Here is a 13285-nt window from a genome sequence, read left to right as displayed (position 1 = left end):
CTACGGCACTCACTGCTTTCTGTCTTAAATCATCACTATAGGGTGCTGCCATGAAAGCTTCTCCTCATTTCTTTTTCTCTATTATGTCCTAACTATCCCGCTCTTTGCTATATTAGTGTAGACCTCGTTTTCACAGAGGAACCAGAAGAGCCTAATTCTTGCCTAATCTAGATTTGCATGATATGATAATAGAAGAATTAAAGGAGAAAATTATGGGTAAAGTTGGGTAGATTTAAGTAGATTTTATGGGAGTTTAAGTAGATTTGTCATCGCCGCTTTGATTAAGTAAAAATACAATCAACTGAAAACAGGGGATTGCCGAATGAAGATAAGAAAGTGGAATTCAAGGAAGGGAGTGAAGTCAATGTTTAGGAACGGCTCTAATAATCCAAAAGCCAAAATTATTGAATCATCGCCTAGTTCAGCAAAACCGGGAAAAAATATGGATAAAGTGCGGGTTATCGTCATAGAGGATCACGATTTAACCCGCATGGGGTTAGTGGCGGCTCTCCAGCATCGAGAGGGTATTCAAGTGGTGGGAGAAGCCATCACTGGATTACAGGGACTAAAACTGCTAGAGGAGACCAAACCCCATGTAGCGATCATCGATATAGCTTTGCCCATCATCGATGGGATTGAGTTAATGCGACGCTTCCAACAAAATTGCGGCGAAGACAGCTTGACCACGAAGATCCTCATGCTAACCATGTACAAAACCCAAGAACAGGTTTTAGCGGCTTTTAGTGCTGGTGCTGATTCCTACTGTATGAAGGATACCAGCGTCGATAAATTAGTCGAGGCGATTTATTCCACCCACAAAGGCAATCCTTGGATCGATCCCGTGATCGCCGGTGTTATTCTGCAACAAGTGCGCCAAAATTTTGCCTTCGGTGGGGCTGCCGGGAGCCAAACAGTGGTAATTCACGGCATTGACCCAGAACATCGCCAATTGCTGGAAAATGCGCCCCTAACGGAACGAGAGCTAGAAATTCTCGCTCTGATTGTCGGGGGTTTTAGTAATGCTCAGATTGCCGGCCGACTCTATATCACCATCGGCACGGTGAAAACCCATGTCCGCAATATCTTAAATAAACTCTCTGTGGATGATCGCACTCAAGCGGCAGTGCTGGCCCTGCGATCGGGATTAGTGGCTTAAAAAAAACCGGCACCCTAACCATATAGGATGCCGGTTCAGTCAAAACTAGAAACTAGACTGGCGCTGCCACTTTTGCTTCGGCTGCCATTAGTTTTTCGTAGGTTTCACGCATTTTGAGACCGACTAACACTTGGAATAAACCGGTACCATTGGTAGAACCGGGATAATCCTTGTGTTTGAGCAGTAATTCCGTCATTTCACCGTAGTATTTAGTGCCGGTTTTGCTCAAATGGCTTTCGATGTAGATCATTTCTTCTAGGTTATCGAATTGACCATCTAGTTCCAGAATCGACACTTCATTCCCCAAGAAGCCATCCGGACCATAGTAGAGTTTAATACCGGGATAAGTGCAGGTCAATTTACGACCACAGGGCCGCCAGTCGATGGTGGAACCTTCATCAAACAGATAAGCGGGTTCAAAGTTTTCTACCCCTTCTTTCTGGATTAAACGGACCCGTAGTAACTTACTTTCGTGATCTTCCAGTAATTGGGTGGGCAGCACTTGAATCACCACATCAGCGTACTGTCTTTGGGGATCGATATAGGCACTGAAATCGGGTTTTCTAGAATTAATGGCCGCCATCACATCATCATAGGTGTGACCGCGCTCGGCCATATCCCGTTGAATTTTCCAGTTAACTTTGACTTCATCGCTAATATCGAGATAAACGCTGAAATCTAATAGGGACCGGACTCGTTCATCATATAAGGGGTGCAGTCCCTCGATCACGATTACCTTATTCGGTTCGATGATTTCGGGGGGATCGATCATCCCCGTTTCATGATTATAAATAGGTTTATTAATGGCTTGACCTCCCTTAAGAGCTTTAATCTGCTCATACATCAGGTCAAAGTTATTCGCTTTCGGATTGAGTGCAGTGACACCCACCTCTTTTCTCTGTTTGCGATCGAGGCAATGGTAGTCATCTAAACAGATCACCGTCATAAACTCGGCCCCGAATAAATCGGTCAAACGACGTAAAAAAGTAGATTTCCCACAGCCGGAGTCCCCAGCTACACCGATTAGAACCACGCGCTCTGGCTTATTGGCCATAGTTTCCCTCTAAATACACAACTAATTGTTAACCCATAGTATGTAATTAAACCAGACTCTGGACCCTCGCCGTACGCCGCCGCCAGAAATTTCTGCTGCTGACAGGTTCGGCAAGAGCCTCACGCTAGAATGAGTAAGTATTTAATACTAGGGGGCCTGTTGGCGGCGATAATCTCTGACAAAAAACCAATTAATAAGCCGCCGTAACGCATCAACTTTATCATTAAATTGGTGCGTTGCGCTATCGCGCTTCACAGCCTACCAGTGAACTACTGGTAAGTAGCAAGGCCAAGGACAGCGATCGCACTAGCTGTACCAGCAGCTACAACGGTAGAGAAGGTGTTCATTGGCAATTTTGGAGAAATCTGACCAAAAAGCCTATCACCCCCCGATTTTGTCAAATATCGCTTTTTTACCAATTCTATCTCCAGAAAACGGGTTTCTCAAAGAAACCCGTTTTCTAATGTAATCGCGTAGTGCTATATCATAGACTTATCAAACTTGACAAGTCTTGTCTATGCTTTCAATAGAATACCTAACTGACCAAAACGGACAACCCAAAGCCGTTGTTATTCCGATTGAACTATGGAGACAAGTATTTCCCCAAGAAGATATGTCTTGTGAAGAGTTCACCGAAGCAATAGAAGACTACTGCCTTAACCAAGCGATGGATGAGGCACAGCAGAGTCCACTATTAGATATCGAAGAGGCACTGGCTTATTTGGAGGAATAGATTTACCTTGAAGGTTCAATATCGAAAAAGATTTCTCAAAGATTTGAAGGCATTGAAAAACCAGCCTGTTTATGAACAGATTTTACAGCTTGCTTTTAGTACCCAATGCCAAATCATTGCAGGATTAAGAATATAGTTGAGAATATGCCCGATGCTCTCAAAACTGAACTTTTACATTATGCTGAATATTTGCTCACTAAGTCTGACCAAACAGAAGAAGATAAACCAGCAGCAAAAGAATCTGTAACTGTTAAAAGAACTTTAGCCGGTTCAATAAAAGGAACTTTCGTTTTACCTTTAGCTAATGACTTTGATGCTCCCTTAGAAGACTTTAAGGACTATAGGTAATGAGGAGTGCTTTAATAGATACTCATGTCTTTATCTGGTTAGCTGAGGATGACCCAATTTTGCCGGTTTCGCTGCGAGATAGTCTTGAAAATACCGATAATGTTTTTGTAAGTATTGCTAGTTTTTGGGAAATATCGATCAAGGTAAAAATTGGTAAACTCTCTCTCTGTTCTGAAATAACTATAACTCAAAAAGATTGGGATTGAATTGCTGTGATTACCACCGTATTGATAATATCGGGAACGGTACAACCGCGACTGAGATCATTGACGGGTTTTTTTAATCCCTGTAGGATTGGACCAATCGCTAAAGCTTTCGTTTCCCGCTGCACGGCTTTATAGGTATTATTCCCTGTATTCAGGTCAGGAAAAATAAACACCGTTGCTTGGCCCGCTACCTCTGACCCCGGCATTTTTTGGGCGGCTACTTCCCTATCCACGGCCGCATCGTACTGAATCGGGCCTTCTAGCTTCAAATCGGGGCGTTTTTCCCTAGCGATTTTGGTCGCTTGTCGTACTTTTTCCACGTCTTCTCCCTGGCCCGATTGACCCGAAGAATAGGAAAGCAGGGCGATTCGCGGTTCAATTCCGAATTTTTGGGCGGTTTCGGCAGAAGATAGGGCAATTTCGGCTAATTCCTCGGCACTGGGGTCGGGATTGACCGCACAATCCCCATAGACCAAGACTCGATCCTCTAGACACATAAAAAAGACCGAGGAGACGATCGCACAATCGGGCTTAGTTTTGATAATCTGGAGTGCAGGCCGAATCGTGTGTTGAGTGGTATGCACCGCCCCCGATACCATACCATCAGCATCGCCTTGATACACCATTAAAGTGCCAAAATAGGAGACATCCTGTGCATAATCCCGGGCCAGATCGAGATTCATTCCCTTGGCTTTTCTCGCTTCGTAGAGGGTCTGCACATAGCTTTCAAAATGGGGACTAGCCACGGGGTCAATAATTTGCAGGCGATCGAGATCGAGGGTGATACCATGTTTTTTAATCACCATTGCGATCTCGTCCGGTTGTCCCAAGAGGGTTAAATCGACGATATCCTGTTCGATTAACACTGTGGCCGCCTGGAGGATGCGCGGTTCGGTTCCTTCGGCCAAAACGATGTGACGTTTTTGCGCTTTGGCCTGTTGTACGAGATTATAGGTGAACATCTTCGGGGTAATCCCCTGGGTCCGCAAAGTGCGAATTTGCGCTTCTAGGCGATCGAGATTGATGTTACTGTGAAAAAGCTGCAGACTGAGGTTAATTTTATCGTAGTCCGTCGAGGTCAGGGTGGTTCGCACATCGTGGATGCGTTCGGCCGTGGTGTAGGTATCGGTGGTGACGGAGAGAATCGGTAAGGGATCGGGCAAACCTTCAATTAAACGGGCGATCGAAGGATTGAGACTATGACCTGCTGTTAAGAGTATACCGGCTAATTGGGGATAATTGGCCGATTGGTGGGCCTGTAACATCCCGATAATCACATCGCCGCGATCCCAAGGAGTGATAATTAAACTATCTTCTTTTAACCGCTCTAGGGCATTTTGCATCTGCATGGCCACCACCAGAAAGTTACTGGCTAAACTATCTAATCTGTGCTGTCCGTAGAGAACTTTTGCCTGTAATTGTTGGGCGATTTCTGCTACTCGCGGGCTGCTAAGTTTAGCATTATGGGGAATCACTCCTAGGGCATATTCTTGGGGGGGAAAAATTTTAGTCAGGGTTTTCCGTAATTCCTCTATTTTTTCCTCTTCAGCTTGATTGATAATAATTCCAATCACTGTACAACCTTTATCTTGGTAGGTGTCGCAGGAAATCAGGATCGGACTAAGGGCATCTTCGATACTGCGCTGGTGGGCATTACCTAATATTAAGATGGGATGGCCGAGATTTTTGGCGATTTCTGTATTTAGTTCAAATTCAAAGGCGGAATTTTCTTGCAGATAATCGGAACCTTCACAGAGGATAAAATCATATTTTTTTTCTAAGTTTTTAAACTTTTTGATAATTCTTTCAATGATTTCATCAAATCTTTGTTGTACCAATAAATCCTTCACTTCTTCGTAACATAAACCGAAAGCCTCTTCGTAGGTTTGTTCTAATTTAAAATAATTGAGGATTAAGTCAATGTCTTCGTCCCGATGACCTTCGGAACAGTCGAGAACAATTGGCTGGAAAAAGGCAACTTTATTAGTTTTGCGGAGAATCAAGTCGATGATTCCTAAAGCTACTAACGCTCTACCGCTTCCCGTTGCCGTCGTGCTGATATATAAAGAGTTAGTCATGGGTAGAGAAGAATAATAACGAGGGTGGGATTTAATTCACCCACCCCAATGGTTCAGGCACTTTTGTCAAGACTATTTTTCGTTACCCAATTGGCTACGAGATTCTTGAGGTGGGCTTTTTGAGCTAAATCTTGATAATTTCGGTAAATCTGTTGATGGGAAGAATTAACTTTTAGTTGTTGATCAAGGGTTTGAAATTCTGCGATCAAATTGTCTATAAGGGCGTGAATTGTTGGCAAATTTTCAGGTAAACTACCTTCTGTTTGCTCATCCAGAGAATTCTCTAACAGAGCGATCGCTGTTAGAATATCTACTAGGGACTGACCCACTATATCTTGTAAACTATCAGCTATTTTGTCCAGTTGCTGTTCACTGGTAACATTTTTTTCCATAGAGTTGATTTAATTTCCTCAGATTAAAATAAAAACTTCCGCACATTTTATCACCAGTTTTCTGGCTAGGACTTGATTTTCACAAAGATTTAAGCTTTTGTCCGTCCTATAGCGGTAAGCGCTTGAGTGAGATACAGACCAAGCCTTGCCTAGCATGGTTTATAGCTCGTGACACTGTACCTCATACGACTGCACACCTCTATATTGGCATTAAATCTTAACTGGAAGCAATTACCCCAGATTGTTGAAACCATTGGCTAATTCCGGCGGCTAAAACCTGCGCTAATTGTTTTTGTGCCTGAGTATCGGTAATCCATTCAAATTCTTGAGGATTACTCATAAATCCTAACTCTAATAACAAAGAAGGACTACTATAGGGACGAGTTAAAGCTAAATTATTCCAAAATACTCCATAGGAAGGACGGTTAAGATTTTTGGTTAAATAATCGTGGAGAAAAACCGATAAATCCGCTGCCTGGGGATGATACCAAAATATGCCAATTCCTTGAGTATTTAAGGCATCTCCATCATCGGGTAAAGCATTATAGTGAACCGATAGTGCTAGGGTTGGTTGCAGATTATTAATCATCTCTACTCGTGCCGGTAAAGATAAGTCGATGTCAGTTTCTCTGGTTAAATAAACTGTTGCCCCCAATTTTTCTAACTCCCGTTTAATTAATTTAGACATAACTAAATTAATCTCTTTTTCCGTGTAACCCGTTGGACCGACAGCACCAGTTTCTTTACCTCCGTGTCCGGGATCTAATAAAATAACTTTGCCCTGTAAATTAGCACTTTTTTCTGGGGGATGACCCAGGGTTAAGATTAAATTTGTCCCCTGGTAACGAAGACTATAACCCCACTGTTGTTTTTGATTAAGATTAAAAGTGTATTCTATCGTGGTTGGGTTAATTTGTCGCCAATCTAAACGTCTGACCAAAGGATTATCCACTAGAAAAATTGTATCGGTTTGGGCAATAGTATTATAGAGAGTCAAAATAAATTTATCATCTTCTTGTGCCACGGCGATGGGTACAGGATGGGAGAGGGGAAAAATAATTTCTGTTGCTTGATTGATACTTCGAGAAGAGAGACCGCGAATATTAGCATTATCTAGGACCTCATTGACTATTAAACGGGTTTCTCGCTCCAAAATCCAGCCACCATAATCTAACCGTAACCAATCCCCTTCTTTCCCAGTGACTCTCGCTTTCGTGCCTTGGGGTAAAGGAGTTAAACGGGAATAATTACTACCCGGCCCCGTGCGAGCTACTCCTTGGTCTGCTATAATTTCAATCACTGGTAAATTTTGATCGCTAATAATGTTAATTTCTCCTTGACCTTGTTGGCTAATCGAGCGATTATTTAATTGTGCTGTAAAAATAGGTTTTCCTAAGTTAGCCTCTTGCTTAAACTTCTGACAACCTCGATAGTAACCAGTTTTATCCTCGGAATTCGCTTGATTAAGATTAGTTAAAACTGCGGCATTACTAGGCAGTTTTGTGCTTTGAGGTTGGGGTAAAAGAGGCAGTATTTTATCTCCTAACTGCACAGAAACCTGAGCTTGGGGAGTGGCAATCGCACTAAAACAAATCCATTCCCCCACTAACCTCGTCTTATGGACAGAAGGACTGAGAGAGTTATCAGCAAAAGCTAATCCTTGGGGAATAATTGCTTGAGTATCTAGACGAATTATTTGACGATTAATAGTTTGGTTTTGATAGCGAATAGTGAAATTATTTTCGCCAACTTCTAGGGGAAAACTAGGGGCAAAATATCCTTTAGCACTGCGTTCAATCGGTTGATTATTGAGCAAAACTTGACCCGATGGAGGTGCAGAACCAATAAAAAAGATTCTAGCGGCCGTGGTTTGATGATTATCGGGGGGATAAACAATCATCAATGAGGTAGATTTGGCGCTGATACTGTGATAAAAACCGATTAATAGGACTAAACCTAAACCGATTAAGATATTTTGCCCAAAAGTTCTCACCTTTAACCAGAATGGCCCCATATTATCCCCCTCTTAGCCGATAAATATTATCCTAGGACAAATTCTGGGGGTTTGTTGTTCGTCTTCTCAGTTGTACTACATTTAAACTGATTGAGACAGCTTAGTACAAATGCTCTGACTTCTTCTCCCCTCTCCCTTCTCCCTGCTTATAGACAGTCTTGGGGTGCTGAAGTTGGGTTTCATGCTTCAACCCAACCTACGTTCATCTTCTCCCTGCTTATAGACAGTCTTGGGGTGCTGAAGTGACCCTCATCCCTTATGATCAATATAGATTAACTTTTGTAAAGGAATCGGAGTTATGGCTTTAACCGTTGGAACAATCGCACCGAACTTTACCACCACCGACGATACTGGAAAAACCGTTTCCCTGTCGGATTTTCAAGGTAAAGTCGTAGTTTTATACTTCTATCCCAAAGATGATACCCCCGGCTGCACCAAGGAAGCGCAAAGCTTCCGGGATAACTACCAACAATACCAAGACAAGGAAATAGTAGTCTTCGGGGTGAGCAGGGATGACCAAGGTTCCCATGCACAATTTAAAGAAAAATACGGTTTACCCTTCCAATTGCTAGTGGATACCGATGGTGCTATCACCAAAGCTTATGACGTTGATGGTGGTGGCTATTCTAAGCGCGTCACCTATATCATCGATGCAGAAGGCAAAATTAGCCATGTAGATGAGAAAGTGAATACCGCTAGTCACGCATCGGATATTCTCTGCGTCGTCGGTTAATTTTTCCTAAAATCTTTTCTGGGTGTGTTAGGGCAGCCTAATACACCCGATATTTATCTTGAATGTCGGGTGAAGAGCCTCGATTTTGCCGAAGGGATGAAACCTGACCAACATAATTTAGATTGGCTATTAACCCACTTAAGAACATCAGGGGTGGGTAAGTAAGAAGAATGGGAACATAGTCTGATACTAAATCCGTTGAGAGGTCGAGTCCGTAGTCATAGAGTTTAAATTAAAAGCCAACCCATGCCAAAAGATAGCCATTTAAGAAGCTATCAGAATGGGCATTCAATAGGAACAAATGTCTGAGATTTTGGATAGACTCTGCCAGAGCTTGGTTTTCTCTATCCCGTTTTTTGGAAATATTTCTAGACATTTCTTCATATCTATTCAGAAAAATTAACAGAGGATTCTTGACCCTGCAGCTAGGGTAATATTTTAACCTAAAGATAGAACTCTGCTGCAGGGGATTTTGTTGCTGACTTTCCCTGCTATTAACATTATGACCCATCAAACTCTCAAACTCGCCGGGATGAGTTGCGCTGGTTGCGCTAATTCGATCGAACGGATAATTAAATCTATCCCCGGAGTGATTCGATGTCAAGTTAATTTTGGCATGGAACAGGTGGATGTGGACTATGATCCCAAGCGTACCGATCTTAACACTATTCAAGCAAAAGTTAGGGATGCCGGTTTCCAAGCCACACCGATAACAGAAATTAATCTCGAATCCAGGCCAGAAAAAGAACTTCTCCCTAAACTATCGATCGCTATTGTTATTAGTATTATACTTTTTATCGGTTCTTTGCCGATGATGACGGGTTTATCTCTATCTTTTATTCCCCACTGGTTACACGCTCCCTTATTACAATTAATTCTCGCTACTCCTGTCCAATTTTGGTGTGGTCAAAGTTTTTATAAAAATGCTTGGAAAGCTTTTAAAAATCGCACTGCCACCATGGACACTTTAGTAGTTTTGGGAACCAGTGCCGCCTATTTTTATTCCCTATTTTTAACCTTCGAGAGTGATTTTATCGAAAAACAGGGGTTTAATTCCCATGTCTATTACGAAGCATCAGCTATCGTCATTACTCTGATTTTACTCGGTCGTTTCCTCGAAAAACGTGCCAGAAAAGAAACGGCCGCCGCTATTAAACAATTAATGGGATTACAGGCAAAAACTGCTAGGGTAATTAGGGAAGAACAGACGCTAGATATACCAATAGAAGAGGTGAAGGTAGGAGATATAATTTTAGTGCGTCCGGGAGAAAAAATTCCCGTCGATGGCATAATTATCCAAGGCAGTTCTAGCATTGATGAATCGATGGTGACGGGGGAAAGTTTACCCGTGCGAAAAACCGTCAATCAACAGGTAATCGGGGCGACAATTAATAAAACCGGTAGCCTACAAATGCAAGCGTTACGAGTGGGAAAAGATACGGTTTTAGCTCAGATTGTTCGATTAGTGCAAACCGCGCAAGCATCAAAAGCACCTATACAAAGATTAGTCGATCGAGTGACCGCTTATTTTGTGCCGGTGGTGATGATTATTGCGGTAATAACTTTCTTATTTTGGATTCTCCGCACGGGTAATCTCACCCTCGCTTTGATTACAATGGTGGAAGTCTTAATTATCGCTTGTCCCTGCGCGCTAGGATTAGCTACACCCACCTCGATTATGGTGGGAACAGGACAGGGAGCAAAACAGGGAATTTTAATTAAAAATGCCGAAAGTTTAGAATTAGCCCAGGGCATTACTACTATTGTTCTCGATAAAACCGGAACTCTCACCCAGGGTAAACCAACGGTGACGGACTTCTTGACTCGCGAAGGGGTGAGGGATGGACGGGAATTATCGCTGCTGCAGTTAGTCGTTTCGGTGGAGAATCATTCTGAACACCCGTTAGGAGAAGCAATAGTTAAATATGGGCGGTTAAACGCCATTAAAACCCTAGAAGTAACCGAATTTGACTCAATAACTGGGGCAGGAGTGCAGGGAAAAGTCGGGTCGGATTTAGTGCAAATTGGTACACAACAATGGTTAGAACGTCAAGGGGTTGAAACAAAAGTTCTTAAAAAAGTCGCCCACGATTGGGAATGGCAGAAAAAAACCGTGGCTTGGATAGCGGTTAACGGGCATTTAGAGGGGTTGATTGCCATTTCCGACGTTTTAAAACCTTTTTCTTCTTCAGTGGTCGCCAAGCTCAAAAAAATGGGCTTAGAGGTGATGATGATGACGGGGGACAACCTCGAAACCGCAGAAGCGATCGCCAGCGAGTTGGGTATCCGGCGTTTTTTTGCCGCACTCCGTCCCCAACAAAAAGCCGAAAAAATCGAATATTTGCAGAAAAAAGGGAAAATTGTCGCCATGGTTGGCGATGGCATCAATGATGCGATCGCATTAGCACAAGCGGACTTAGGTATTGCTATTGGCACGGGGACCGATGTAGCGATCGCTGCTAGTGATATAACCTTAATTTCGGGAGATTTACAGGGAATTGTGACCGCTATTGAGTTAAGTCGGGCAACAATGGCAAATATCAAAGAAAATCTCTTTTTTGCTTTTATTTATAACCTGATTGCCATTCCCATCGCTGCCGGAGTCCTCTATCCTTTTCTGCTCAATCCGATTATTGCCGGTGCTGCCATGGCTTTAAGTTCCCTTTCCGTGGTGACGAATGCTTTACGATTGCGTCGAGTTCATCCCAGGGTGGGGAGTGGGGTGTAGGGTGTGGGGGTTATTTATTTTCAAGGGAACGAATCAAAGTTAGCAGCAGTCGGCCCACTGATTCACATTGATTAAGAATAGGATTGACGCTCTGAGGGGAAGCTAGTTCAACTCTTTGAGAGATTAACCAATGAGTCTCCAACTCTTTGAGAGAACCTTGAGCTATGTACAAAAATTGGATATATTCCTGGACTTCCCCGTTGACAAAAAGCCATAAGCTGTGCTGTAGAAGGGATTAAAAGAATTTCCAGCGCCCCGTTACTGGGTACAAATTAGGGAAACTTCCAATAAATCTAACGCATGATTGTTGTAGAGAAGTCGGTCGAGTTATCTTAGAAAAACGATAACTTCCCTCTCTAATCGTACATTCTACTGTATTCAAGCAAATTGTCCCCAGGTCTTCCAACAAAGTCCGAAAACTATGCACAGGGAGGTTCTCTTGATTCCGTTTTTTTCTCTCTTTAGATTGAACGGATTCACTGCGACTCGCTTTAATCACATTCAGAGAACTATCATCAATTTCTTCATCCTTAAATAATAAAGGAGCCAAGGACTGTTTTAAATGCCATTCCACATAATAAGCCAACATACATAGGGTTGGCTGAATAAATGTGAAATGTAGGCATGGTAAGGGTTTTGTGGCTTTTCTTGCTCCCACAGGTGCAAGATTTTGAGAGAATCGTGCTTCAAAACCTGGCGTCTTCATCGGCCCGCGTCCTGTAGGGGCGAAGCATTCGGATAGAAAATCTACGGTTTCACCGATAGGTTATTGCCCGAATGCTTCGCCCCTACTTTTTCAGCCGACCCTAGTTAAACCGGTAATATAGTCTAATCCTTCTATCGGTTTTACTAATTCCTTGATTTTCGAGTTGGTTAAAATCCCTCGCTCACTTACCCAGACCACATTCTCAATCCCCCAACCCTTTCTGACTTTCTCAATTTGTCCGCCTAAAGTAGCACCGTCTGAGGTGTTTCCTTCAAATACTTCTACCGCTATCGGACAACCCTTAGCCGAACATAACAAACCAAAAACTATCTGAGTTTTCCCTTTCTTTTTATCTCGATTATCACCATATTTTCCCAGTTCACAACCATTTCCTTCTAGGTAGGTAGAAGTGACATCATACAAGACTAATGTTCCTGATTCTAAGTGTTTAATTGCTAGGGGCTTCTCAATTTTCTCTTGTTTTTCTAATAACCAATCTAAGGCGTTATATAATTCGTCTTCATCGGCTTTCTCTAAGTCTAACAATTGTCCTAAACTCTGGCTGCAAGTCTCACTATTAAACCCTCTCGCTGTGGCTAGTTTTGATTTAGGATTGATGATTCTTGCCACAATCATCGCCACCACTAAGTTTCTGATTCGAGAGGATTTTTCACTGATTATTTTATCTAAACCCAATTTTTTAATCGTCTCTAAAATAGCCATTACATGACCATGAGGAAGACTTCTAATCACTTCAAAATGATTGGGAATGCCTTCAGTCATGGACAGTGTTGCTCCTTTGAGAGCCAGTTTCAGATTGTCGATAATATCATCGGGTAATTTTGAGAGATTGGCCAGGGTTCTTTTTTTGACTTGTTCTCCTTCTCGGTAGGACTCTCGAAGAAGAACGGCGGGGGGGGAATTACGGTTAGGAACTTTTTCTATATACATGGCTATCATTTTAGCAAATGGAGAGAATTCTTGTCCATTAAGAAATGTTACAAATTACATGGGTACATTAAGAAAAGTTAAGGGGGTGCATCCATTGATGGATAAGGGTTTTCGGCTATTGTGGTATATATGTATGGGGTAAGTTCAGCTATATTTAGGTTCGCCGAGCAAAAATAGGGTGTAAAT

11 protein-coding genes and 1 pseudogene are annotated in these 13285 nt (G+C 42.6%); 6 read left to right on the top strand and 6 right to left on the bottom strand.

Annotated features, from left to right (window positions below):
- The first annotated feature begins 442 nt into the window (after window positions 1–442).
- A complete protein-coding gene (locus tag H6F92_RS20235) occupies window positions 443–1156 on the top strand; it encodes a response regulator (protein ID WP_190359240.1) in 714 nt (237 codons plus the stop codon).
- 52 nt (window positions 1157–1208) lie between these two features.
- Here H6F92_RS20235 and H6F92_RS20230 read toward each other — a convergent pair whose 3' ends face one another.
- The gene (locus H6F92_RS20230; protein ID WP_190359238.1) at window positions 1209–2210 is read right to left on the bottom strand and encodes a phosphoribulokinase; all 1002 of its coding nucleotides are present in this window, start codon (window positions 2208–2210) and stop codon (window positions 1209–1211) included.
- Window positions 2211–2727: 517 nt separating this feature from the next.
- Here H6F92_RS20230 and H6F92_RS20225 point away from each other — a divergent pair.
- The 3 genes from H6F92_RS20225 (at window position 2728) to H6F92_RS20215 (ending at window position 3497) form a co-directional block, all read left to right on the top strand.
- A complete protein-coding gene (locus H6F92_RS20225) occupies window positions 2728–2943 on the top strand; it encodes a hypothetical protein (protein ID WP_002801839.1) in 216 nt (71 codons plus the stop codon).
- Between the two features lie 105 nt (window positions 2944–3048).
- Window positions 3049–3291: a type II toxin-antitoxin system VapB family antitoxin gene (gene vapB / locus H6F92_RS20220; RefSeq protein WP_190359237.1), complete on the top strand. Its 243-nt coding sequence runs from the start codon at window positions 3049–3051 to the stop codon at window positions 3289–3291.
- Window positions 3291–3497, top strand: coding sequence for a PIN domain-containing protein (locus H6F92_RS20215; RefSeq protein WP_198285282.1), 207 nt, complete (start codon window positions 3291–3293; stop codon window positions 3495–3497). The genes vapB and H6F92_RS20215 overlap by 1 nt, the downstream gene beginning before the upstream one ends.
- On the opposite strand, the gene pta is transcribed toward H6F92_RS20215, so the two are convergent.
- From pta to H6F92_RS20200, 3 genes are all read right to left on the bottom strand, one after another.
- Complete coding sequence (pta, locus tag H6F92_RS20210) at window positions 3479–5575, bottom strand: phosphate acetyltransferase (protein WP_190359236.1); 2097 nt, start codon at window positions 5573–5575, stop codon at window positions 3479–3481. The two genes, H6F92_RS20215 and pta, sit on opposite strands and share 19 nt — an antisense overlap.
- A 53-nt stretch (window positions 5576–5628) precedes the next feature.
- The gene (locus tag H6F92_RS20205; protein WP_190359242.1) at window positions 5629–5967 is read right to left on the bottom strand and encodes a hypothetical protein; all 339 of its coding nucleotides are present in this window, start codon (window positions 5965–5967) and stop codon (window positions 5629–5631) included.
- A 217-nt stretch (window positions 5968–6184) separates the two neighbouring features.
- Window positions 6185–7981, bottom strand: a complete 1797-nt coding sequence (locus tag H6F92_RS20200) for an N-acetylmuramoyl-L-alanine amidase family protein (RefSeq protein WP_190359235.1) — start codon at window positions 7979–7981, stop codon at window positions 6185–6187.
- 298 nt (window positions 7982–8279) lie between these two features.
- On the opposite strand from H6F92_RS20200, the gene H6F92_RS20195 reads away from it, so the two are divergent.
- Window positions 8280–8714: a peroxiredoxin gene (locus H6F92_RS20195; RefSeq protein WP_190359234.1), complete on the top strand. Its 435-nt coding sequence runs from the start codon at window positions 8280–8282 to the stop codon at window positions 8712–8714.
- A gap of 502 nt (window positions 8715–9216) precedes the next feature.
- Window positions 9217–11442 carry a heavy metal translocating P-type ATPase gene (locus tag H6F92_RS20190; RefSeq protein WP_190359233.1) on the top strand — a complete coding sequence of 742 codons (2226 nt, stop codon included), beginning with the start codon at window positions 9217–9219 and terminating at the stop codon, window positions 11440–11442.
- 10 nt (window positions 11443–11452) lie between these two features.
- Here H6F92_RS20190 and H6F92_RS26245 read toward each other — a convergent pair whose 3' ends face one another.
- Together H6F92_RS26245 and H6F92_RS27115 are read right to left on the bottom strand one after the other, a co-directional pair.
- Window positions 11453–11623 carry a four helix bundle protein gene (locus tag H6F92_RS26245; protein WP_265795831.1) on the bottom strand — a complete coding sequence of 57 codons (171 nt, stop codon included), beginning with the start codon at window positions 11621–11623 and terminating at the stop codon, window positions 11453–11455.
- A gap of 77 nt (window positions 11624–11700) precedes the next feature.
- A pseudogene (locus H6F92_RS27115) lies at window positions 11701–13099 on the bottom strand (IS1634 family transposase).
- Window positions 13100–13285 lie beyond the last annotated feature (186 nt).

Source organism: Microcystis wesenbergii FACHB-1317, from assembly GCF_014696875.1.
Classification (GTDB): Bacteria; Cyanobacteriota; Cyanobacteriia; order Cyanobacteriales; family Microcystaceae; genus Microcystis; species Microcystis wesenbergii_A.
This window is presented reverse-complemented; position numbering and strand designations above follow the sequence as displayed.

Coding starts and splice junctions, on each gene's coding strand:
- H6F92_RS20235 (WP_190359240.1), top strand. CDS start 443: ATGGATAAAGTGCGGGTTATCGTCATAGAGGATCACGATTTAACCCGC.
- H6F92_RS20230 (WP_190359238.1), bottom strand. CDS start 2,210: ATGGCCAATAAGCCAGAGCGCGTGGTTCTAATCGGTGTAGCTGGGGAC.
- H6F92_RS20225 (WP_002801839.1), top strand. CDS start 2,728: ATGCTTTCAATAGAATACCTAACTGACCAAAACGGACAACCCAAAGCC.
- vapB (WP_190359237.1), top strand. CDS start 3,049: ATGCCAAATCATTGCAGGATTAAGAATATAGTTGAGAATATGCCCGAT.
- H6F92_RS20215 (WP_198285282.1), top strand. CDS start 3,291: ATGAGGAGTGCTTTAATAGATACTCATGTCTTTATCTGGTTAGCTGAG.
- pta (WP_190359236.1), bottom strand. CDS start 5,575: ATGACTAACTCTTTATATATCAGCACGACGGCAACGGGAAGCGGTAGA.
- H6F92_RS20205 (WP_190359242.1), bottom strand. CDS start 5,967: ATGGAAAAAAATGTTACCAGTGAACAGCAACTGGACAAAATAGCTGAT.
- H6F92_RS20200 (WP_190359235.1), bottom strand. CDS start 7,981: ATGGGGCCATTCTGGTTAAAGGTGAGAACTTTTGGGCAAAATATCTTA.
- H6F92_RS20195 (WP_190359234.1), top strand. CDS start 8,280: ATGGCTTTAACCGTTGGAACAATCGCACCGAACTTTACCACCACCGAC.
- H6F92_RS20190 (WP_190359233.1), top strand. CDS start 9,217: ATGACCCATCAAACTCTCAAACTCGCCGGGATGAGTTGCGCTGGTTGC.